Genomic DNA, 22,372 nt, shown 5'->3' with positions numbered 1-22,372 from the left:
ATGTGAGTTTTTTCTCTTGTCATCTTCGTCTTTTATTCGGAGATGCGAGTGGAATCTCATACAAATAGAAGCTGGGAAATAAGAAACGACTGCTTATTTCCCAGCTTTTTCTATATTCAGATGCTATAAAATTTGACAGTTCTCCCCAACTTTATTCCAGCGCCCAATTCTGACTCTCGGTTTGCAGCTTTACCATCCGGGCAAAGGCCCCGTTCTTCCGCATCAGCTCCTCCGGGGTCCCCATCTCGGCCACCGTTCCCTCGGACAGCACCACAATCTTGTCGGCGTTCTCCACTGTCCGCATACGGTGAGCGATAATCAGCACCGTTTTTCGCTCTACCAGCCGGGAGATGGCCTGCTGAATTTCCGTCTCGTTCTCCGCGTCCAAAGAGGCGGTGGCCTCGTCCAACAGGATGATGGGCGCGTCTTTCAGAAGTGCGCGGGCTATGGAAATCCGTTGCCGCTCGCCTCCGGAGAGGGTAGAACCGTTTTCCCCGATCATGGTCTGATACCCCTGGGGGAGCTTGGCGATAAATTCATCGCACATGGCCTCTTTTGCCGCCTGGATGACCTCTGCGTCGGAGGCGTTTTTCCGGCCAATGCGGATGTTCTCCATCACGGTGTTGTTGAACAGCGTCACATCCTGGAACACAATGGAGTAAGCAGTCAGGAGCTTTTCCGGGTCAACCTTGCTCACATCCACGCCGCCGACTGTGATCCGGCCCCGGTCTATATCCCAGAACCGCGCTGCCAATTTTACAGCGGTGGACTTGCCGCCCCCGGAGGGACCAATCAGTGCTGTGACCTCGCCCTGCTTTGCGATAAAAGAGACGTCCTTCAGCACCGTTTCGCCGCTGTTATAGGCAAAGCCCACATGTTCAAAGGCGATGTCGCAGCCCTTGGGAGAAAAGGCCATTTCGCCGCTTTGAGATGAGGTTTCATTGATTTCGTTCATGCGGTCAATATTGATTTGCAGGGAGTTCATAGCCGCCAGATTTTGCAGGGAGAAGTTCATCGGCTCATAGATGCGGGAAACCACAAGCAGGAACAGGAAGAAGGTCACGAGGGACAGCTCCCCGCTCATCAGGCGCATACTGCCCGCCAGTGCGACCGAGGCGATCCCCAGCTTCAAAACCATCTGCGCCGGCACCACAAACATGGCCGTGCCCAGCTCACTCTTGATGTGCCGCACCTCCAGAGCGTCAATTTTCTCTCCCAACCCGTCAAGGTATTTTCTCTCCGCTTTGCTGCTTTTCAGATCACGGATGGTCTCCAGGCACTCCTGCACGCCATCTGCCACAGCGACCAGGGCGTCATTCTGACGGCGGGAAAAATAATTTTGTGTTTTTTTGGACAGGCCAACCAGCAGCAGCGCCACCGGCAGCACCCATAGCGCGGCAAGGGCCATTTGCCAATCATAAATCAGCAAATTGATCGCCACGAGGCAAGTGGAGATGATGGAACCATAGAACTGCGGGACATAGTGGGAAAACATCTGCTCGGTTGTCTGCACGTCTCCCATGATGGTATTGGTCAGATCGGCCAAGTCCTTCTTGCCGAAGAAGGCCAGCGGAAGCTGCCGCAGTTTTTCCGCCAGCCGGATACGGCAGGCCCCGGATTCCCGGTAAGTGGAAAAATAGGTGGCGTTGTACTTCCAAAACTCGGTGAGCCAAATTAAAACCAGCGCCGCAGCGATTCCAAGGCCATAAAGTCCATAGCTGCCGAAGGACCGGCCGGCCCGCAGAAAATCACTGACCAGCAGATAGAGAAGCCCAACGGGGAACATCAGCGCCAGGTCAGCCACAGTGCAGGCGGCAACGGCCCGCACCAGCCCCTTTGCTCCCTCGCGGGAGAGGGCAAAGCGTTTCATCAGCTTATCAATCATTTTGCCGCACCTACCTTCCAGCTCACAGAGGTTTGATAATCCTTCCACATTTTGGCGTAGAGGCCGCCCCCGGCCACAAGAGAATCGTGGGTCCCGCTCTCTTCCACACGGCCCTCCCGCAGCACAAAAATACGGTCGGCGTTCTTGATGGTGGTCAGCCTGTGCGCGATCATAATGACGGTTTTTCCTTTGGAGAGCCGTTCAAAAGCCCGCTGTACCAGCGCTTCGTTCTCCGGGTCTGCAAAAGCGGTGGCCTCGTCCAGAATGAGGATGGGCGCGTTTTTCAGCATGACGCGGGCAATGGCGATGCGCTGCTGTTCTCCGCCGGAGAGGTATACGCCCTTTGTGCCAATCACTGTGTCAATACCCTGGGGCAGTTTGGCAATAATGTCATCACATTGTGCCTCATGCAGCGCCTGCTCCACCTCCTGCCGGGAGGCGTTGGGCCGGGAGAGCCGTACATTTTCCAGAATGGAGGTTTTCAGCAGGCGGCTGTCCTGGAACACATAGGCCACGGTGTCCGTTAACTCTTCTTTGGGGATGTCCTTCACATTGACGCCGCCGATTTGAATGGCTCCGCCGGTTGCATCCCAAAACCGGGAAATTAACCCTGCCACAGTGGTCTTGCCGCCGCCGGAAGGCCCTACCAGGGCCACGGTTTCCCCAGCGCCCACACGGATGGTCACATCATGGAGCGCGTCTGATGTCCCGCCTGTGTAGCGGAATGTTACGTTTTCAAGAGTAACCGAGTTGTCAGCCGGCACTTTACCCCGATAGGGTTCCGGCAGCGGCTCCGCATCCAAAATGGAGTGGATGCGGGAGAGCGCGTCCGCCACAATCATCCCGTTCTCACTCATGTACATGACCTTGGACATGGCCGTGGCAATGATAGGCGTGAAGATCACATAGAAGATGAAATTCAGCAGGACAGGCTGTGCCACCGGCCCGCCGCCCGCGAGGATCAGCGCCAGCACAATGAGAAACGCAAAGGCGCTGTTGATGAACACCGTATACATCAGCATAGGCGGGCGGCATTTTTTGCAATAGCCCACACAAAACCTGTAATAGTTGTCAATGGTGCCTTTGAACCGTTTGAAGGAGTGGACGGTCTGACCAAAGGTTTTGACTACGGGGATTCCCCGCACATACTCCACCGCCTCATTGTTCATATCCGCCAGGGCGTTGTTAAAATTTTTCATGTCCACCGCCATGCTGGGACCGGCCATTTTGAACATGGCGGCGAACCCCAGGACGATCGGCAGGAGGCTGACAAGACCAAACCGCCAGTCGAACAGGAACAGCATGGCAACCATGCAGACCGGCGTGGTGATTGCCGCCGACATATCCGGGAGCTGATGGGCAAGATACGTTTCCGTGGCCGCGCTGCTGTCATTGACGATGCGGCGGATTTTCCCGCTGCCCATCTCTCCGATAAAGCCCAGGGGGAGCTGGGCGATGTGGGCCATCAGCGCCTTGCGGATATTTCCGGCAATGCGGAACGCCGACAGATGGGAGCACATCAGGGCGCAGACATAGATCACGATGGACACCAATGCGAAGCCCACCGCCATCCAGCCATTGCGGACAATATGGGTGGCCTGCGCATAATTGGGAGCCACCGCAATGACCTCTTGGATGATTCGAAATAAGAACACGAAAGGAAAAAGGGCCAGAACCGCGCTGGCAGCGGACAGCAGCAGGGATAAGTAAGTCAGATACCTGTGTCCACCGGCATAGCCCATGAGTTCTTTGAGATTGCTGTTTTTCTTCAAGTGAATCCCTCCTCAAGTTATTTTTTCTGCGCTGCCAGCCGGGACAGGCCATGAAACTCCCCAGTCAGCATAACGACTGCCAGAACCAAAATAATCAAATCAGTCACAGCCGGGGCGAGGAATACGCCATGCACACCCAGACTGCCAATCCGGGGCAGGAGGATGGCCAGGGGAACAAACAGAATGATCTGACGCATTATGACCAACACACTTGCCTTGGACGCTTTTCCAAGGGACTGCATCAGGGTAATCACCATCAGGACAAAGCCAAGCACAATGTAGGTGCTGAACAGGATGCGGAAGTCCGTCACGCCTTGGCTGACGATTCCGGCATCCTTGATGAACCAGGATAGAATGGTTTCCGGCGCAAGCTGGATGGGGATATAGAAAATCAAACTAAGCACTGTAACACCCATCATAAAAGCCCTTGTGATTTGTTTCACCCGGTCATACTGCTTTGCTCCATAGTTCGTTCCGGCGGCAGGCTGGAACCCCTGACCAGCTCCCCACAGAGGAATCATCGTAAAGGACTGGATGCTCAGCGCCGCGCCCAAAATGATCTGCCAGGTGTCGCCGCCGTGTCTGGCCGCAACATGGTACAGGGTGGTCTGTTGGACCATTGTCATGACCTGCATGAGCATGGCGGAGAAGCCTACTCCCAAAATTTCAGAAATCAGAGAGGTTTCCAGCCGAATCCCGTGAATACGGACAACCTTGCTTTTCATCAGAAAATACCACAGTGTAATCGCAGCGGTTACAATCTGTGAGGCGACGGTGGCATAGGCTGCGCCCTCAATTCCCTTGCCCTGGGCATTCAGCAGCGTAATGAACATTGGATCAAGAATGATATTCAGAACCGCTCCGGTGCCGGTAATCAGCATCGCTTTTTTCAAAATGCCCTCTCCGCGCATAATCATGTTTGCAGACTGCGCGAAGTTGACAAACAGAGAACCCGCGAAAATGATATGGAGATAACGCTCCGCATGGTTCAGAATCTCGCCCTCCGCACCGCTCAGGGACAAAAGCGGCCGGGTGAACATCATACCGAGAGCTGTGATAACCGCTCCCAGGAGCAGATTCATGGCAATCAGATTGCCCATGATCTTGTCAACGGTCATTTGGTCCTTTTTCCCAATGGCGCGGGACAGGACCGAGGCTGAACCAACGCCGATCAACGTGGAAACACCGGTGTTAATCAACGTAAAGGGGTAGGAAACGGAAACCGCCCCCATCGCCACTTCGCTGATAAGCTGCCCCACAAAAACCCGATCCATAAAGTTATACAGACCAACGACTACCATCCCAATGATGGCGGGAATACTCAGAGAGAGCATAAGCCGAAACGGCGGAGCCGTCAGCAATTTTGTGCGTGTATCTGTTTTCTGCGTCATCATGACAACCTCCTTGTAAGCAAATGATATATGATATAGAGAGCGCCGCGGACACTCTCTTATACCCGATAGTTAGTTATTACTAACTATTTGGCAAATTGATAGGGGTCTCAGACCCCTATCAGGCTGTGCCAGCCTGCAAGAAAAAAATCCTGGAGCTGCTGAACATACTGTTTTGCCCGGTCATAGGGCATATCGTGAACCACGACCTCAAATATCCCATGGAACATTCCGCTGGCAATAATGTGGCAGAGCTGATCGTCCAGATCAGGCATTCTTTGTCCCTGCCTGCGAAGGACATCCATAAATCGCCGGGTCGACTCCACCTCGATCTCGACCATGTTGTGGATGAAGTCTTCATAGCCGGTTCCCTGAGCCTTGCAGACCAGCAGCTTAAACGGCTTTGGATGCTGGTAGATGTAGTCGAGCATTTCTGTCACGCAGTCCTTTGATTCTACTCCCACATGGGCGGGCTGCTCCTGTTCCGGCAACGCAGAAAATGCCGTCTGCGCCCGCATAAACATCCCCATCACAGCGGCGGCGTGAGGCTCCACCAAAGCGGCAAACAAGGCTGTCTTGCTGGAATAATAGCCGTAAAAGGCTCCAGTGGTCACACCGGCATTCTTGACAATCTGCCGCAGGGAAGCGTCCGCAAAACCTTTTTCTAAAAACTCCTCCATAGCCGCCTGTTGAATACGCCCCAAAGTATCACTGTATTCTTCCATGTACCTGCCTCCCGTATAACGCCCGTATATAACAGTGTTATATTAGCACAATCAAGAAGCTCTGTCAAGTCTAAATGACAGAGCTTCTTGTCTTTATGGATGTCACTGCTTGAACTCCACATGAAGCATAAAGCCCATATGGAATGTCCGCATAGTCCAGTTGAACACACGGGTGATGAATGATTTTCGGTAGCCGCCCTTCAGATAACCGTCCGCATAGTCCTTCTCTGACACATTGATGATACGGTCAGACCAGCTTTCCAGCTCCTTCTCAGGATGTTCTAATGAGAAAAAGGATTTTGTACGGTTATTTCCCGCCAGCTTTACCTCTGCATTGACACCCTTCAGTCCCAAGGAATTTACTGCGTCAAAGGTAATCATGCCTCCAGGGAACCGCTCCGCCATAGCGCACAGCAGACGGCGCACCTGGTCCTTCTCAAAATAGTAGAACAGCCCTCCGGCGGTAAAGACGATACCCTCCGCTGGGTTGAAGTCGATTTTATCAAACCAGGAAAAATCGTCGAGGTCACAGACCACATTATGTTCATGCTCTCCCGGGGGAATGTGTTTTTCCCGCAGGGCAATCACGTTCTCCATATCCAGGCAGTACCAGGGATTTGCGTTGCTGCTCATCTGCCGCCGCAGGCAGGAAAGGCCCGCCCCCAGCTCCACTACAGCGGCCCTCGGGTGTTTTTTCAGATATTCGGTGATCTCCCACGCAAGATTGTACTGGCGAATGACGCAGTTGATCCACATATATTGCAGACGGTACATCGCCCGCCCGGAAATATCCTGTCCCAACTCGCGGACAATACGCTCCGCGTCCCGATCCGGAAACAGGTCGGGGTATTTTCGTGCCGCGATCATCCGTCCGCAGAGCGGCAAACAGAGGGTCTGCTGGACTGTATTTTCTTTTAGTTCCATTTTTTCACTGCCTTACCACTGCGAAACAAATTCCAGCGTTTTTGTGAGCGAATCCATCCGGGCCTTTCGCCCTGGCTCCCTATTCTGTCCCCGATCACCCTTGAAAAGTTTTGTCATCCAAAATTCCACCGGGACAAACAGGCGGCCGCCATAATCATAACGCAAATGCTGGCAGAAGTATGGAAAGCTATGCTGCCGCAGCCGGTCCATCACCTGTTCCGCGGCCAGTTCAGAGGTCCACATCGTATCCATCCCGGATGAGATCAGCAGGACGGGGCCGGTGATCTTCTCCGCTTTGATTACTGCAGCGGGGTTCGGCTTCTGTACTACGGGCAGGTAGAGGTCATACATGGTCAACTCCCGCGCAATGAGGCTTTTTTGCAGTACATGGCCGAGCGGGAATTTTTTCAGCCCGAAGCTGGTATAGGGGAGTTCTTCTCCGTGAAACCTCCAACTGCTCCCCGGCAAGAGCGTGATACCCTTTTTCTTTGTGAAGCCCTGGCAAACGGTACTGATCGGCGCTGCCGCTGCCACCGCATTGACAAGCCCCGGCAGGAGACTTCCCGCCGTCAGCGCCAGCTCCGCACCCTTGGAGATTCCCCACAGCCCCACCTTTTCATAGCCCATATCATGCAGCCGCTTTGCCGCCGCCTCCAACGTGTCGATGGGGACATGGTAAAACTGATCGGGCAGTCCCTTCCTCCATCACATAGGCCAGCGCCAGGACCGTCAACCCGTGGGCTTGAAAGACTGCCGCCAGCATCCGGGTCAGCTCAAGCCTCCCATCGCTGCCGCTGAAGCAGATCAGCGCTTTTCCCGGATATGCGTCCCGGACAGGACAAAACAGATCACCGTGAAAACCGTCTGTCTTGACGCGATATGCTGCGTTCCGATTCATTAGCTTCACACCCATTCCTCAGAAAATCAGAATACCCAGCAGTGTAATCACCGCCGCGACAACGAACCAGATCACAGACAAGATCGTCCGCTTCACTAAAATCTCTCTCCACGACTTCACAAACGGAATATCTTCTATACCGGGCAGAATCCAGAACATACTGCGGCCACCCATAGCCGGCCAATCACAATTCTGTCATACCAATTCGAGATTTCCAAAAACAGTAAAACGCAGAGCAAAAACAACCCCAATGCTCTGCTCCTGGAAACCGCTCCCTATGTTCCGTTACCGCAGCCTGAATATCCTCTGGCGCCGAGGTAAAGAGCTTTGGAGATTAAACGGGGGCAGCGGCTGCCCATATCATCTAGAAGCAGCCGCAGAATATTCCGTCCGGACGAAGAACGCGATGAATTTCCCGGTAAGCTGCCTCTTTGTCCGGAAAAGCATGAACGCCATTGAGGGACAGCGCCAGATCAAAGCTATCATTCTCAAAGGGCAACGCTCTCACATCGCCCTGCCGAAACCGCACATTGTTCAGGTCTGCCGCCTTGTCCGCTGCCGGGCGGTGGACATCATGTCCGGGGAGTAGTCCAGACAGGTAATATCCGCCTGGAGCAGCGTCTTTGCCTAAACCTTGGTAGTCGTGTTGAATCGCAACGCGGCGGATCATCTGTGAAACAGCCCCTTCTTCTCATAGGGCTCCTTAGATACCGCATTGACCGCGTAACCAGTGGCGTTGATCGCAGCGCTCAGGGCGCCCTCGTCAATGTCGTTTTCCGTGAGGATAACGGTCTGTCCCTTGCTGTGGGAGGACGTGACCTTTTTCACCGGAAACGCTTTGCGAACGGCATCGTTCACATGGGCCTCGCACATTCCACACATCATTCCGTCTACTTGCACAGTGATTTTCAGCATGATACTCCTCCTGTTTTATGCTCTCTGTCCCATTTTGAACCTTTTTTGCAGATATAAAAATCGCAGCAGTCCCCGCCTGAGGCCAGCGTTTTGGTGCGGCGGAGCTTTCCTCCAATCCAGTCGATGGACAGTGTGTCCAGCGCGCACAGATAAGGCACCAGGTGGGGCAGTCCCTCCTGTCGGCCCAGGGCGCACAAGCCGCACTGGCGGTAGAGGATGGTGTATTCCTCCGCGTCCCGGCCCAGGATGACCTCGGCCTGCCAGTTGAACGGCCCGCCGGGGGCGGCGTTGTCCCGCACCGCCTTGACTGCCCGCTTTTGCTGTGCCGTCCGTGTAAAGGAGGTCTTTGCTTTTCCGGTAAAGGACGCTTTGACCATGGGGCTTTCCATCCCGGCCTTCACCATACCTGCAAAGCACGACTCGCCCATTCTGCCCTCCGCCGCCTCATAGACGGACAGCCAGATCATCCCGGCCACGAGGCAGATGTGAAGGGAATTGCCGCTCAGCCCGCCGATGCCCGGTGTGTGTGCCGCCATTTGGCGGTAAATCGTTTTGGCCTTCTTTTTCAGATCGGAAACATCCCAGCCCTGCGCCGAGAGAAAGCGGAGGGAGGCGGGTGCGATGATGTGCCACATGAGCCGCTCGCAACAGGTATATTTCATCACGCTCCCCCCGTTCCTCACTCTGCCGCATCCGCAATATACCGATAAAACTGCGTGTGCAGCTGCCGCATTTCATCGGGCGCGTTCATGGAATGCTGATACATAAACACATCTCCAAAACTGCTTTTGAAAACCGCAGTCATCCCGGCTTTCAAAAGCCACACGGGCGCAAGACAAAGCAGGTTCATCTTCCAAGGGGAGAGGTGGATTCCCTGAGCATGAAGCGTCTTGAAGTTGCGTTTCAGCCGCCTTGCCGTATTGAGCATCACCGCTTTCTCCCGCCATGCCTCTTTGGGATGCTCTGCCACATAGTAAGCGTCGGCAATCGGGACTACCATCGCAAGGTGGCACAGCTGCCAATCGTGCATATTTTTTGCGATCTGATAAGGGATCTCCGCTTTTCTCAATAGCAGGGATATTTCCTGCAGTCGCTTTGTTTTCTTTCCGTCTATTTCCCCGAAGGTCGTAGGCTGGATGATCTTCGGGGTCAGCGCGGCTTTCAGAACATCTCCTTGAAAGCTGCCGCCAGCGCCTGGAAAAGCGGGAATAATGCGTCCCGTCCCGCAGAGTTCTTCCCATTTGCCATATGGCTCAAGGGTATTTACCATGGTCACGATATTCGGGCTGCAATTGGAACGAAGCTCCCTTAACGCAGCATGCACCTGATTTTCTTTGACTGTTAAAAAGATAAAATCGAAGTGCTCCTCATTCGCGACACGGTCAATGACCTCCACATGAGCCGAATGAAGTCGGCCCTCATGTTCATATAGCAAACCGGCCCTTTTCAGCATCTCCAGCCGCTTCCCCCGCGCATACACAGTCGTATTGTATCCAGCTCTGCTGAACAGCGCCGCATAGAAACTGCCGATGACCCCGGCACCGTAAATCAGTAATCTCATCATGCGTTCCCGCTTATCCCAGCGCCACATCCAGCGCCAGCATAATGGTAAATCCCGCCGCAAAGAACAGCGTCCCAATGTTGGAGTGCGTCCCGGCAGATGCTTCCGGGATCAGTTCCTCTACCACAACATAGATCATAGCCCCAGCCGCAAAACTGAGCAGATAAGGCAGCGCTGGGAGAATCGGGCCAGCCGCCCAAATGGTCAGCACAGCGGCCAGCGGTTCCGCCACACCGGACAGGACGCCATAGAGAAAAGCCCTCCCCTTTCTGGCTCCCTCTGCCCGGAGCGGCATGGAAATAATGGCCCCCTCCGGAAAATTTTGAATCGCAATGCCAATCGACAAGGCTAATGCGCCGGTGACGGTGATCGTCTCATTTCCAGCCATCCAACCCGCCAGCACCACGCCTACTGCCATACCTTCCGGGATATTGTGGAGGGTGACGGCCAGCACCAGCATAGTGGTTCGTTTCAACTGTGTATGAGGCCCCTCCGGTTCATCGCTGTTCCGGTGCAAATGAGGGATTGTTCTGTCCAGTACCAGCAGGAGCAGAATACCGAACCAGAAACCCGTCACAGCCGGGAAAAATGCCCAGTGTCCCATGCCAGATGCCTGCTCCATAGCGGGGATCAAAAGGCTCCATACGGATGCTGCCACCATGACCCCAGCCGCGAAAGCAGTTAAGCCGCGTTGGACTGTTATATGGAGTGTGCCGCGCATCACAAACACACAAGCAGTTCCCAACACTGTTCCAAAGAATGGAAGTAAAATCCCCTGCATCAATTCTGCTGTCATGTTTCCTCCAATTCAAAAGTTAGATATTACTAACTATACTTATATTATAACAAACCCTTACTGTTGTCAATCCAACACGCAAGAAAAATGCCCCACAAGAATCACCTTGGCGCCAAATGTTCTCATACTGGTACCGGGTACCGGCAAGCAAGGCGCCGGTATATACCCAGCGCGTGCTTGTTGGTGGCTAACTGTCCCCAAATCCCTGTAAATCCGGGCGCGCTTGCGCCCGGATTTTTAAGCCGCCTCCGACGTCTGCTGTTACCCGCAGGAAGAGAAAAATCATCAATCAATGTACCTCCTGCTGGCGGTTACGAATTTTTCTCTTTCTCCGCCACACCCAAAATCCGTTCCACGTTGTTTTGGGCAGTGAGCAGTTCTATCATGTTTGCCTTGGCCTGCTTGTACTCTGGATACCGCTTTTTGTTCTCAGCCTGCAAAGCGGCATATTCCTGTTTCAGAGAATCAAAGTACCGCTTCACCGCTTGGCAGGTCATGATTTCTCTGGTATGCTGTTCTTAAAATTCAGCCTGCTTTCGGCCGGTCAATTTTCGATAATTTGCATAAATCTCCCGTGTCTGACTGTAAGCGTCGATGTGTTTTTGCAGTTCAAAATCTCCTTTATTTTCGCACTGGCAGTTTTCCTGCAAGAACATGACCGTCTTCTCTGCCTGTTGGGATACTTCGGATGTTGCCACGACCATAAACATCTACACAGATACCACCAGAAAGGCCGTCCCAGGAAGGATACCGGACAATGTTGAAGGGGACGCTCCGGATCGTCCGGAGTAGCGCACAATGGCGGGAATTGCTGGAGGCTTGTGGCCCCTGGCAGCCCGTGTATGTCCTTTTGCCAAACGACAAGATGGCGGTACGCTGAAAAGGATATTTTAGGCATCGGCCGCAGAAGAAGCAGGCTGAATACAAAGTTACACACGATCGTGGATGTCCTGAGAAATCCGGTGGCTTTTCTTCCTTCAGCAGGAAGTGACCACGATTCTACTCATGCCTTCCAACCGCTGGAACAGGTCAACATCATCAGCGGCGTATTGGCAGACCGAGTTTATGGAGCTGCGTCCATCCAAACCTATATTTTGAGGGCATGGGGCCAGCTATGTGATTCCGCCCAAAATCAATGTTTCTGACCCTTGGCCTGTGGATTGGCATTTATACAAGGAACGTCATTTAGTCGAGTGCTTCTTCCAGAAAATCAAATGGTTTTGCAGAATTGCTGCCAGCTACAACGAGCTCGATGCTTCTCTTCTCGTTTTTGTCTATATGGCCGCTATTGCCGTCCTGTTGATTTAGCACTACTGTTTCATTCTTTCAAACAACCCCTAGGCCATGTTTGAAAAAAGACAAAACGCCCAAACGGTGGATCTTTATCCGCCACTCTGCGTTAAATTTTCTTACCGGGCGTCAGTCCGCCTGCAAAAATTTGCCTTAACTGGCGAAAAAATCTCTCGCCGTTGGGCATTCCGCCTTTTTTCAAACAAGGCCTAGTCAAGCGGGGCTGGATTTGCCGGATGTTTCTGCCTGTCGGAGATAACGGAAAATTTTTTTGATTTTTTTGCCGGAAGGACTTGACAAAAAGCAGCCTCTTCTGGTATAGTAATTTTTGCCCGTTACGGGCGAGTTATGGCGGCATAGCTCAGTTGGCTAGAGCATGCGGTTCATACCCGCAGTGTCCCCGGTTCAAATCCAGGTGCCGCTACCAAATCCATGGAGCGCCGCTGGGCGCTTCATGGACTCTATAAAAAATGTTCTTCTGTACCTGTTGCGTTGAGATCCTGACAAGGCGGGGTTAGAGCAGAGGGGAGCAAGAGAGCACAACACAGTTTTCGCCAAAGAGCGGATACGGAATAGAGCGGATTTCGCTCTAATAACGGCCCGTTGGTCAAGTGGTTAAGACACGGCCCTTTCACGGCTGTAACATGGGTTCGAATCCCGTACGGGTCACCATTCCATAAGATGCCGTGACGCGCGGCGTCTTATGGGACAGCAAAACCAAATATGGAAAATGGAGGCTTAGCTCAGCTGGTTAGAGCGCATGCTTCACACGCATGAGGCCACTGGTTCGAGTCCAGTAGTCTCCACCAAGAGAATCCTGAAACCGCAATGGTTTCAGGATTTTCTCTTGTTTTCGCAACTTTTTGTTTGTTAGTAATTTGCTAGTAACCAGGCCGACCCACAAGTTGACCCACACGGGAAATAAAAGAGTACCGGGCAGGAAAATCTGCCCGGTAGCAGTTCATGTAACCAATTTTACTTTACCAGTCGCAAATGGGGTGGATATCTGATTGGCTCCAGATACGTTCTAAGAAAACTTTCTGGCAAAACACATATAGCAGTTAAGGCATCCATCGGAATCGTAATATCTTCTATAAAATCGCCAAAAGTTATAACATTACTTTCGATAAGTAATGTTATGGAATTACAAATGATTGATGGCTCCATAAATACTAACTCATCATCATATGGTTCGTGTCTCCTATACCCCCGAGATGACAATTGCCTGAACAAGTAACTCTTTTGTTGCTCGTCAATTACACCCAACGCAAAAGCTCTCATAATCATCGCCGCTAAAGATACGCCCCATCTTTTTTTAATCTGTATAAAGGAATTAAGATTGCTAGTGATATATTCATTTCCAAAAGTCTCTGCAGGCATCAAAAAAGCCCCTGCAAAAAAACTAGCCTGCCACTCTAAATCCTTATACATCTTGTCCATCTCTTCTTTTTGCAAAGCCGTGTGCAAAAGCAAATGACCAAGTTCATGACAAATACTAAACATATAGCTGGCAGAAGTATTCCGGTTTCCTTCATAAAAAATATGAGGTACTCCTTCTGTCCATAAGGAAAATGCCTCTACTTCCTTCACCTTATTAGGAATTTTAGAAAAAATGAAACCGTTGTTTTCCAAAATTCCAGCTAAATCGTGAATAGGCCCTTTTCCAAGCCCCCATTTGTTTCTTAGATCCTCAGCTATATTCTCTATTCTTTGACAAATATCAATTTTAGAAAATGGATCAAACTCAAGATCTTTCGGTAAGTTGACATCTAACAGTACAACATATTTTTTAAGATACTCAATGATATCAGCAGACCACATTGCAGCTATTTCGTATGATCTTTTCAAGTTCTCCGTCTTTGTCTTGGATCCTCTATACAAGGGTATTTGCGACATGGTCGCCTGCTGAGGTCTCGGCAATTTAAAAAAATACGCTATCGGGAAGCCAGTCACCTCAGCAATTTTAGATAAGACTTCAGGTGTAGGTTTTGTCGTACCATTTTCGAACTGAGATACTGCCTGTCGTGTTTTGCCAATCATATCGGCGAGTTCTGTTACTCGCAGGCGATTATATTCTCTTGCTTCTTTTATTCGAATGGGAATAGGCAAAAACTCACATTTCTCCCTGACTGTTTTTAATTTCATTTTGCACCTCAGAAAGAAGTTTAGGCATTATTCTCTCCTGATAAACCTCTTCAGTTTTTGGCATTTCAGCTGCAATTATTGCAGGTATTGACCAACTACATAATATTTTTGAAAAATCTCTATCCGGTAAAATTACTGTCGGCTCTGTTACCATTCCGTCGAAAAATGTTGTCACAAAAAAGTTCACAGACGAAAACGACTTTGCATATGGCGGTGTGAACAAATTCAACTGCCCATAATCGTGGCCAGGATTATTCTCACACGCTTTAATTTTATACTTCGCTGATGGCGGCAAGGTATTCCTTTCCGAAATGTGACACGGCATCAGAGAGTATCCATCTCCGCATATCGTCGCAACTCTATTTCCAAATCCCGTGTTTTTACAGTAAACCCTTGCTAAGCCACCACCTTCTACACGATCATGCATATACATTTGAACAGCTTTATCATGGATTCTAGACCTCAATCCATACATATACGGACTATTCAGTAAGGATCCATCACTTTCCATCACTTGTTGGAAGGCCTTATCTCCTAGAGTACAACCATTACTGAGGCTCACTAGTAGCTTCTTAGGAATTCGCGCTAAGAAATCGTCGTAGATCGAAGGCATGAGTAAGCTCCTTTCTTTGAATGTAAATCATTTTACACTAATATCCCGCTTTTGTAAAGTACTTCTTCAAAAATCACATCTTAAAAGCGGAACAGATTACAATCTGTCCCGCTTTTTTCCATGCTATGTAAAAAATTACATTTCTCCACTGATGACCATTCCAATGGTGTCCGCCGCATCCTGCTTCATCTGTGCCGTGGCGTGGGTATACGTGTTCAGCGTGAAGCCCGCTGAGTAATGTCCCAGGGCACCAGAGAGGGTCTTTACATCTACACCGTTCTTCAAGGACAGAGTTGCGAAAAGATGTCGCATATCGTGGAAACGCACATGTTCTGCACCTATTGCTTTCAGGATTTTGTCATGAGTCCGCCGGAATGCATCTGGGTCGTACATCGTTCCGGTTTTTGGCGACGGAAACATATACGGATTACCTGGATGCTTCTTGTGTTCCTCTATCAGGAGGTCCACAGCCTGCTGAGGAATCGCCAGCGTCCGAACAGAGTTTTGCGTTTTCGGAGGGCTGACCACCAACTCTCCCTTGATACGGTTAACCTGTTTTGTAACGGAAATCGTCTTGGTCTCGGCATTCAAGCCTGTCCAGCAGAGGGCCAGCAACTCTCCCCTTCTAAGGCCGGTGGTTAGCTCCAGATAGAATGCGGCCAAAAGGCCCCGCCGGTCTGCTTCTGCCGGATACATACCGATCTTCTCCTGCGGAAGAATGCGCATCTCCTTCTTTTCCAGCTTCGGCAGCTTACAGCCCTGGGCGGGATTGGATAAAATCAGGTGTTCCGCTACTGCTTGGTCCAGGCAATTGCTCAGCAGCGTGTGGACGCCGCAAACCACCCGAGGACTGAGGCTTTTATCCTTCAACTCTGGATATCCTTTTCGTTGAACCCGGCCATTTTTCTGGAGGTTGTTGTAGAACCGTTGGATTTGAATGGTCGTCAGCTTGTCCAGCATGATTCTGCCGATGCCCGGAACGATGTGGTTCTCAATATAGTTTGTGTAGTACTCCCGTATGTTTGGACGGATACGGGGTTCTGCGTATACCTCGTACCACGTTCGCACCCACGATGCTACCGTATAATTTCCAGTTTTGGAGATATCTAAGCGCTGGCCCTCAGCAATAGCTACTTTCAATTTCTCTTTGACCTCAGCCTGGGTTCGGCCTAGAACATTCTTGATGATTCGCTTGCCGGACTCGGGATTATAGCCAGCGGCTGTATCGGCCCTCCCAGCGCCCATCGGAACGTTTACGAATATTCCCTTCGCCGTTAGCTCTGCGCTTCGCCATATTGCATCGCCTCCTTTAACGACACATATTACCATCTGCTGGCCTCAATATCCAGCGGGTTTCTTACAGTTATCAAAAAGTTTGAAATTGCCTCAGAGGAAAAAGCTCTTATCTTTGTCTGTACCAGCGCACACGCTGCTCTGAGGATAAGGGCTGATTTATGGCCATGAAAATCTGCATTATCTGATTCAGTCCTGCCATTTTCGTGACAATTTCTGCTTGTTGGGTACGGCTGAACACTCTCTGACCACATATTTGCCCACAGACAGAGAAAAACTGGCCCACCGGGGGTGTCCCGGTGGGCCGCAGTTCTCAACCAGCCTTGCTCTCTGCCCTCAGCCGCTCCCTTTCGGCGGCTACCTCCGTTTTCATCTCGGTTATCATTACCGCCAGCAACTTTTCGCATTCTTCCTCTGAGTCAGCGTAGATGTCCCGGGTGCGTTTTGTTCCATCGGGCCAGGTCACCGTGTACCTTCCGTTCCAGCGCCCACCTTTGGTCCGCCCCAAGTATCCGCTGCCCCAGTAACGGCGCTTGCCCCGCTGAGCCTTGAAGGCCGTCATGGTGTGGCTGGTTGTTGCCTGGGAGCTTTCTGTGGGAGTCTCCGCTCTACCAATGCCCCGGTCGATTTTTGTGGCGGCTTGCCTTTGCATATCATCAGTGACATGGGCATAGACGTTCAGCGTGGTGGCGGAGGAGACGTGACCGATGATGGTGGACAGCGTTTTCACGTCCATCCCATGTTCCAAAGCGTTGGTGGCGAAAACATGCCGGAGGTCATGGAAGCGAACCTTTTTGCACCCCGCATGAGTCAGGATTTTGCTCAGCCTGTGGCTGGCGGCTGCTGGAGCCAGCGGAGCGTCCTCCTTTTTGGGCGAGGGGAACATCCATCGGGAGGAGACGGTTTTCTTGTACTCCTTCAGCGCCTCGACCACAGGCGGGGGAAGAATCACGGTTCGGATAGATGCCTTGGTCTTGGGTTCCTGGATCAGCAGTTCCTCTTTGGTTCGATAAACCTGCCGTTCAATCCTCAGTTCTCCGGTCTTGAAATTCAGATCGTCCCACTGGAGCGCCATCAATTCTCCTACTCGGAGGCCAGTGGTCAGTTCCAGCAGGAACACCTCGTAGTAACCTTCGTCTTTGGCCTGGATGAGCAGTCTTTGCAGCTCCTCCCTGGTGAGCAGCTGCATCTCCTCCCGTCTGATGGGCGGGGCCTTGCATCCCTCAATTGGATTCTTTACGATCAATCGCTCTGCCACAGCTTTTTCCAACGCCCTGCGGCAGAGACTGTGACAGTTGCGCACCATATTGTCCGAGAGACCACCGCCTCTGGTTTCTCCATGTAGCGTACGTCCATCCTTTCTCATCCAGTTAAAGAACCGCTGGAGGTCATTCATCGTTAACTTGTTCAGAGGAACACTGCCCAATTTGGGGCGGATGTAGAGCCTGATAAAGTCCTCATAGGATCGCTGGGAACTGGGGCGGAGCATTGGCTTGCTGTAGTTTTCGTACCAGAATTCCATCCACTCGCCGAAGGGCATATCCGCCCTGATCTTAACGGCGGTTGCGGGAGTCACGGACTCTTTCAGCGATTCCAGTTTCGCCACGCACTCCGTCTTGGTCATGGCCAGCACGTTTTTTGTTTTTGGCAGGCCCTTGTCATCGTAACCGACGACCACCCGCCCCTCCCAGCGCCCGTCCTTTCTCAGACGGACTGTACCCTCGCCGCTTTTGCGCTTTCTTCCCACGGTCTCAACTCCTCTCCAAAAATGTCTGTCAGAAAATCTCCTACCACTTCCGAGGCTCGTTTCTGCATATCGCCAGTGGTGTGGGTGTAGGTGTCCAGCGTGAACGCTGCTCTGGTGTGACCGAGGATGCCGGACAAGGTTTTCACGTCCACGCCCGACGCCAGAGCGTGAGTGGCGAAGGTGTGACGCAAGTCGTGGAAGCGAATGTTCGGAAGGCCAGCCCGCTTCAGCAGAATCTTCAACCGGCGGTATGCTGAGCCAGGATTGACAGGCTGCTCCGGCTTCAGCGGGTTGGGGAATATCCACTCGGTCAGTGCGGACTTTTTTCGTTCACGGAAGACCTGTACTGTGCTGGCTGGCAGCATGATTTTCCGGACGCCGGCGCTGGTCTTGGTATCCCCGGCAGTCAGCCCGCCACCAGTTTCCCGGTAGACGGTACGGCAGACTTTCAGTGTACCATTGACCTCATCGAAGTCCTCCCACTTGAGCCCGCAGATCTCACCCCGCCGCAGACCAGTGGTCAGCTCGGCATAGAAGAAGTCACACCAGATTTCATCCTCTGCGATGACCTTCATGAACACATCCAGCTGCTCGTCCGTCAGTATCTGCTTTACTCCATAGCTGAACCTGGGAGCGATGATCTGCTCAGTCGGGTTGCTGGCGATCAGGTGAGCCTGCTGTGCCGCCTTCAGCGCACCGTGGAGCGTGGTGTGGATGCGGCGCACCGTACTGCTGGCCAGACAATCACTCAGCTTCTCGTAGAACCGTTGCACATCCTTCGGTGTAATTCGAGCCAGCTGTTTGTCTCCCAGGTTGGGGCGGATGTGGTTCTCGATGTAGCTGCGATAGTTCCTCAGCGTGTTGGGCCGCAGAGTATCCGCCATGTTCTCCAGCCACTGATTGAGCCATTCACTCAAGGTCATCCTGCTCTGCTCCGTCAGGTCGGCACCCTGGTAGCTGTCGATGTGCTGGCGGAGCTTCGCGGACAGTTCCTTCTGCGTGGGAGCATAGACGTACCGGAAGATAGAGTCGCCGTTTTCCTTGTGGCCTACCACGATGCGTCCTTCCCACCGACCGTCGTCCCGCTTGCGAACCATACCGTCGCCGGATGGTCTGCGCTTTGCCATGAGTATCATCTCCTTTCTCCGATTCTGCAACACCAACACATACCACACTTCGCGGGGAATAGCTACTACTTTTTTCGAGGACTTTTATTCTTTGTTTTGCGGCGCAGAATTTGAACAGGGTACGGGTGATCACAGACCACCTCTTTGGTAACGGACAGCGTCGTCCAGCGAAATGTTGCCGCTGGTTTTTTTCACGTCTTGGCCGCACCGTCCCCGCAGCGCCTTGAGCTGTTCATCGGGAATCTCCATTCCTGCCGCCAGCACATTCATCATCATGTCCAGATCAACCGCCAGCTTGAAGAGCAGACGACAGACGCGGTTCTCCGTATCCTGAACCGTATCGCGCAGGACGGACGCCAGTGCGGGCGGGAGATAAGCGGTGGTATCCTGACCGGAGACGTAGCCGGCGTAGAACCGGATGGCCTTCTCGATGAACTCGTTTTGTGTACGGTAGTTGTCTCGAGGACACATCTCTTTGACGAGTTGTTGTGTCTCAGGGAGAGATTTGCGGTGAGGACTTGATTTCTCTCTCGGCATGATGCTCCTCCTGAAATTCGCAAATATCCCCGCCTTGACCCGCCGATTTTGCGGCGGCTGTAAGGACAGAGGAAAAACTGACCCCCGACTTGCCCCCAGGGGGTAAAAAATGACCCCCGCACTGACTCCCGCAAAATTTCTGAAAACCACCTGTGACAGCCATCTTGTGGGATGCTGAAACCAGGCGATTTCCTCTCTGAATTTTCTGACAACGACCATCTGCCACAGCAAAAAGTTGAAATTCCGACCACCTATGGAAAAGCCTCGACCCGCTCTGCGGGGCGGTGTGGCTGGCCGGGGGGCGCGTAAGCGACCCCCGGCCTTTATCCTGCACTTTTTTCGACCCCCCGGTTCACCTGCCACTTTCGGCTGTGCTGAATTTGTTGGATGGCGCACACAGGCCACACGCTTTGGACACAACCGCATCTGCGGTGAGCGGCGGCTTTGTTACCCTCTGGGTACCAGCGAGGCCACACAGCGGCGCACAGGCTGTCACGCTGAGTGCGCGCTATCGCTGCGGAGTGCGAGTGCCGTTGTGACTCGCTGACGTTCAGCCGCCATGTCCATCTGCGTCAGCTGCTGTTCGTAGAACTGATCGAGCGCCAGTTGGATTGGACGGATGGTGTAGAGCAGGTTGCCGTTGCGCTTCAGACCATCCCTGGTGGTGACGGTCGTGCTTTCTGTACTGATGAGCTGGCGCTCCTCCAGCTCACACACATACTTGCGGACGGTGTTGGCGCTCATCCTCACCGCTCTGCCGATAGTTTTGTAGCTGGGCCAGCATTGGTAGGTGTTTCGGTTCTCACAGCAGATCAGATAAGAGTAGACGGCCAGAGCACCGGGTGACAGACCCAACAGGAATATCTCGTTGGGCAGCTGGAAGTAGTTCTTGATCGGATCACGCTTGGGCCACGGTGTGTACTTCAATCTGCACCTCCCTGAGCGTGCTGTGACACCCACTCCACGAATTTCTCTTTGGGTACTACGAGCCTGCTGTCAACTTTCAGCACCGGGAAATCTGGCTCATGCATCAACTCGTACCCGCTGGACGGTGAGACACCCAGCACCTTTGCCACCGTTGCTGCGTTCAGGAACAGAGGCAGTTCATCGTAGTTCTTGTAGCTAGATTCTTTCATGTTGTACTTGCCAACCCTTTCTGTTGAGTCAGTTTTTCCTCTGCCCTTATGCGCTGACTCCCTCATCCTTCTACCACAACCTCCAGCGGCTGAAAGCGACATTTTCTTTTCAGAAAAAGTTTTGCGGTGAAAAAATCACCCGCCAGAGCTGAGTTTGGCGGGTGATCGTATCGGAAGATTTGAGGGGTATCTGATAGGTGGTTGTTCTTCTTTATTTTGGCGGCTCAGATGATAATTCGATTCAATCGATTCCCCAATCGGCTTAATATTTCATTTGTGATTGTCCCGGTCTGTTCCGCAAGGTCACAGGCGGTAATCTGCCGACTGCCGGACGTTCCAATCAGCACCGCCGTATCACCTGCCGCGGCATCTGGAATGTCCGTAACATCCACCAGCAGTTGATCCATGCAGATCAAGCCGATGATGGGAGCTTCCGATCCTGCAATTAAGACCCGGCCCTTTCCGCAGGACAAGTCGCGGGGGATCCCGTCCGCATACCCGATAGACAGGACGGCAATCTTTCGGTTGCTTTCGGCGATATAGCCCAATCCATAACCAGCGGTTTCCCCTGCATACAAATCTTTTACCAGCGCAACACGCGCTTTCACCGACAGAACAGGCCGTAAGTCTATCCGGCAGTTTTCCATATCTGCTCCCTGGCTCAACACACCGCAAAGGGCAATCCCTATTCTGGCATAGTCCCCCGCCAGCTCCGGGTATTGAAGCAGTCCATAACTGGACAGCAGATGGATTTTGCCACAGTTAAGACCCCGCTTATTCAAATCGCAGATCACACGGTCGAACGCCGCCGCCTGTCCCAGCGTGAATTTTTCCTGTTCCGCTGTCCTCACATCAGCGGCACACAGATGGGTGAAGATACCTGCTATGACAAGGTTTCTGTAACTGAATACACGGGCAATTTCTTCTTTTCGGTCTGCCGGTATCCCTAATCGGTGCATACCCGTGTCAATTTTCAAATGGACTTTGATCTTCTTTCCGTAGGTGTTCAGCAGTCGGGCGTAGGATAAATCAACGACTGTTTGTGTCAGCCGGTATCTTCGCAGCATATAAAACTGTTCCGGGTGGGTATAGCCCAGCACCAGGATTTCCCCCTTGATACCACCCCGCCGCAGTTCCGCCCCCTCCGTCACTGTTGCCACGCAGAAAGCTGTGATACCCAGGCGGTTCAGTTCTTTTGCAATCAGCACCGCTCCGTGTCCGTAAGCGTTAGCCTTGACCGCTGGCATAAGGGCGCAGCCCTCCGGGAGTATAGACTGTAACTGCTGAACATTGTGACGTAGCGCGGCCCGATCCAGTTCAATCCAGGCCCGTCCAGTCTGAACAGGACGGGGCGGCTGGATCAGCAATATCATCTGCGACAGCAAAAAGCTGGATACCAAGATCAGGATAAAAAGCACAACTGTGTTTTCCACCAGCAGGCCGGTCAGCCCGACAATTTTTGCTGCTCTCCGCACCAGCACAAGACACCAGGGATGGATCAGATACACTACGGTTGTCAACTGACGTAAACCGCGCCGCTCCCCCTGATTTGCCTCCAACAGCAGAGAAAACAGGAATATCATCAGGAACGGGAAGAAAAAATACATACTGTCGTGT

General features: G+C 52.3%; 24 protein-coding genes, 3 tRNA genes and 1 pseudogene. 4 read left to right on the top strand and 24 right to left on the bottom strand.

Annotated elements, in window-relative coordinates; all coding sequences use genetic code 11:
* Positions 1–151: 151 nt before the first annotated feature.
* The 8 genes from C816_RS05695 to C816_RS22465 form a co-directional block, all read right to left on the bottom strand.
* On the bottom strand, positions 152–1,885 hold the full coding sequence (locus C816_RS05695) for an ABC transporter ATP-binding protein (protein WP_016321464.1): 1,734 nt from the start codon (positions 1,883–1,885) through the stop codon (positions 152–154).
* Positions 1,882–3,657, bottom strand: a complete 1,776-nt coding sequence (locus C816_RS05690) for an ABC transporter ATP-binding protein (RefSeq protein WP_016321463.1) — start codon at positions 3,655–3,657, stop codon at positions 1,882–1,884. The genes C816_RS05695 and C816_RS05690 overlap by 4 nt, the downstream gene beginning before the upstream one ends.
* 17 nt (positions 3,658–3,674) lie before the next feature.
* Positions 3,675–5,048: an MATE family efflux transporter gene (locus C816_RS05685; RefSeq protein WP_051147034.1), complete on the bottom strand. Its 1,374-nt coding sequence runs from the start codon at positions 5,046–5,048 to the stop codon at positions 3,675–3,677.
* A 110-nt stretch (positions 5,049–5,158) separates the two neighbouring features.
* A complete protein-coding gene (locus C816_RS05680; RefSeq protein WP_016321461.1) occupies positions 5,159–5,773 on the bottom strand; it encodes a TetR/AcrR family transcriptional regulator in 615 nt (204 codons plus the stop codon).
* A 102-nt stretch (positions 5,774–5,875) separates the two neighbouring features.
* Positions 5,876–6,697 carry a class I SAM-dependent methyltransferase gene (locus tag C816_RS05675; protein WP_016321460.1) on the bottom strand — a complete coding sequence of 274 codons (822 nt, stop codon included), beginning with the start codon at positions 6,695–6,697 and terminating at the stop codon, positions 5,876–5,878.
* Positions 6,698–6,709: 12 nt separating this feature from the next.
* Positions 6,710–7,324, bottom strand: coding sequence for an acyl-CoA thioester hydrolase/BAAT C-terminal domain-containing protein (locus tag C816_RS05670; RefSeq protein WP_016321459.1), 615 nt, complete (start codon positions 7,322–7,324; stop codon positions 6,710–6,712).
* A 1-nt stretch (position 7,325) separates the two neighbouring features.
* The gene (locus C816_RS05665; protein ID WP_040654659.1) at positions 7,326–7,595 is read right to left on the bottom strand and encodes a hypothetical protein; all 270 of its coding nucleotides are present in this window, start codon (positions 7,593–7,595) and stop codon (positions 7,326–7,328) included.
* A gap of 364 nt (positions 7,596–7,959) precedes the next feature.
* Positions 7,960–8,103, bottom strand: a complete 144-nt coding sequence (locus C816_RS22465; RefSeq protein WP_242832143.1) for a class I SAM-dependent methyltransferase — start codon at positions 8,101–8,103, stop codon at positions 7,960–7,962.
* Here C816_RS22465 and C816_RS24785 point away from each other — a divergent pair.
* Positions 8,041–8,184 carry a hypothetical protein gene (locus C816_RS24785; RefSeq protein WP_242832146.1) on the top strand — a complete coding sequence of 48 codons (144 nt, stop codon included), beginning with the start codon at positions 8,041–8,043 and terminating at the stop codon, positions 8,182–8,184. The two genes, C816_RS22465 and C816_RS24785, sit on opposite strands and share 63 nt — an antisense overlap.
* Before the next feature lie 77 nt (positions 8,185–8,261).
* Here the strand turns inward: C816_RS24785 and C816_RS05650 are convergent, their stop codons facing one another.
* From C816_RS05650 to C816_RS24465, 6 genes are all read right to left on the bottom strand, one after another.
* Positions 8,262–8,510: a heavy-metal-associated domain-containing protein gene (locus tag C816_RS05650; RefSeq protein ID WP_016321457.1), complete on the bottom strand. Its 249-nt coding sequence runs from the start codon at positions 8,508–8,510 to the stop codon at positions 8,262–8,264.
* A complete protein-coding gene (locus C816_RS05645) occupies positions 8,504–9,172 on the bottom strand; it encodes an L-2-amino-thiazoline-4-carboxylic acid hydrolase (RefSeq protein WP_016321456.1) in 669 nt (222 codons plus the stop codon). The genes C816_RS05650 and C816_RS05645 overlap by 7 nt, the downstream gene beginning before the upstream one ends.
* 17 nt (positions 9,173–9,189) lie before the next feature.
* Positions 9,190–10,101: a ketopantoate reductase family protein gene (locus C816_RS05640; RefSeq protein ID WP_242832117.1), complete on the bottom strand. Its 912-nt coding sequence runs from the start codon at positions 10,099–10,101 to the stop codon at positions 9,190–9,192.
* Positions 10,085–10,867, bottom strand: a complete 783-nt coding sequence (locus C816_RS05635; protein ID WP_016321454.1) for a ZIP family metal transporter — start codon at positions 10,865–10,867, stop codon at positions 10,085–10,087. Before C816_RS05635 ends, C816_RS05640 begins: the two co-directional genes overlap by 17 nt.
* Positions 10,868–11,178: 311 nt before the next feature.
* Positions 11,179–11,364, bottom strand: coding sequence for a hypothetical protein (locus tag C816_RS05630; RefSeq protein ID WP_016321453.1), 186 nt, complete (start codon positions 11,362–11,364; stop codon positions 11,179–11,181).
* Positions 11,365–11,385: 21 nt separating this feature from the next.
* Positions 11,386–11,571, bottom strand: coding sequence for a hypothetical protein (locus C816_RS24465; protein WP_242832116.1), 186 nt, complete (start codon positions 11,569–11,571; stop codon positions 11,386–11,388).
* A gap of 936 nt (positions 11,572–12,507) precedes the next feature.
* Here C816_RS24465 and C816_RS05620 point away from each other — a divergent pair.
* The 3 genes from C816_RS05620 to C816_RS05610 all read left to right on the top strand — a co-directional run bounded on the left by C816_RS05620 (position 12,508) and on the right by C816_RS05610 (position 12,966).
* Positions 12,508–12,584, top strand: a tRNA-Met gene (locus C816_RS05620).
* Positions 12,585–12,754: 170 nt separating this feature from the next.
* Positions 12,755–12,829: transfer RNA gene (locus C816_RS05615), tRNA-Glu, on the top strand.
* 60 nt (positions 12,830–12,889) lie between these two features.
* Positions 12,890–12,966, top strand: a tRNA-Val gene (locus C816_RS05610).
* A 166-nt stretch (positions 12,967–13,132) separates the two neighbouring features.
* Here the strand turns inward: C816_RS05610 and C816_RS05605 are convergent.
* From C816_RS05605 to vanT, 10 genes and pseudogenes are all read right to left on the bottom strand, one after another.
* Entirely contained in the window at positions 13,133–14,302 is a 1,170-nt protein-coding gene (locus C816_RS05605; RefSeq protein ID WP_016321452.1) for a helix-turn-helix domain-containing protein, read from the bottom strand.
* On the bottom strand, positions 14,271–14,915 hold the full coding sequence (locus C816_RS23465) for a hypothetical protein (RefSeq protein WP_016321451.1): 645 nt from the start codon (positions 14,913–14,915) through the stop codon (positions 14,271–14,273). Before C816_RS23465 ends, C816_RS05605 begins: the two co-directional genes overlap by 32 nt.
* A 135-nt stretch (positions 14,916–15,050) precedes the next feature.
* Positions 15,051–15,875 (bottom strand): tyrosine-type recombinase/integrase, encoded by an 825-nt coding sequence (locus C816_RS05600; RefSeq protein WP_242832142.1) that lies wholly within the window; start codon positions 15,873–15,875, stop codon positions 15,051–15,053.
* Positions 15,876–15,884: 9 nt separating this feature from the next.
* Positions 15,885–16,160, bottom strand: a pseudogene (locus C816_RS24780) (site-specific integrase); the annotation flags it as partial.
* A 361-nt stretch (positions 16,161–16,521) separates the two neighbouring features.
* The gene (locus C816_RS05595) at positions 16,522–17,955 is read right to left on the bottom strand and encodes a tyrosine-type recombinase/integrase (protein ID WP_016321449.1); all 1,434 of its coding nucleotides are present in this window, start codon (positions 17,953–17,955) and stop codon (positions 16,522–16,524) included.
* The gene (locus C816_RS05590) at positions 17,913–19,082 is read right to left on the bottom strand and encodes a tyrosine-type recombinase/integrase (RefSeq protein WP_016321448.1); all 1,170 of its coding nucleotides are present in this window, start codon (positions 19,080–19,082) and stop codon (positions 17,913–17,915) included. Before C816_RS05590 ends, C816_RS05595 begins: the two co-directional genes overlap by 43 nt.
* Before the next feature lie 129 nt (positions 19,083–19,211).
* Entirely contained in the window at positions 19,212–19,619 is a 408-nt protein-coding gene (locus C816_RS05585; protein ID WP_016321447.1) for a hypothetical protein, read from the bottom strand.
* A gap of 492 nt (positions 19,620–20,111) precedes the next feature.
* Positions 20,112–20,546: a helix-turn-helix domain-containing protein gene (locus C816_RS05580; protein WP_016321446.1), complete on the bottom strand. Its 435-nt coding sequence runs from the start codon at positions 20,544–20,546 to the stop codon at positions 20,112–20,114.
* On the bottom strand, positions 20,543–20,755 hold the full coding sequence (locus C816_RS05575; protein ID WP_040654959.1) for a helix-turn-helix transcriptional regulator: 213 nt from the start codon (positions 20,753–20,755) through the stop codon (positions 20,543–20,545). Before C816_RS05575 ends, C816_RS05580 begins: the two co-directional genes overlap by 4 nt.
* Positions 20,756–20,979: 224 nt before the next feature.
* On the bottom strand, positions 20,980–22,362 hold the full coding sequence (gene vanT, locus C816_RS05570) for a serine racemase VanT catalytic subunit (protein WP_016321444.1): 1,383 nt from the start codon (positions 22,360–22,362) through the stop codon (positions 20,980–20,982).
* Between the last annotated feature and the right edge of the window lie 10 nt (positions 22,363–22,372).

The organism is Oscillibacter sp. 1-3, assembly GCF_000403435.2.
Classification (GTDB): Bacteria; Bacillota; Clostridia; order Oscillospirales; family Oscillospiraceae; genus Oscillibacter.
Note: the sequence above shows the minus strand (reverse complement) of the source record. Positions and strands in the feature narration are given on the sequence as shown.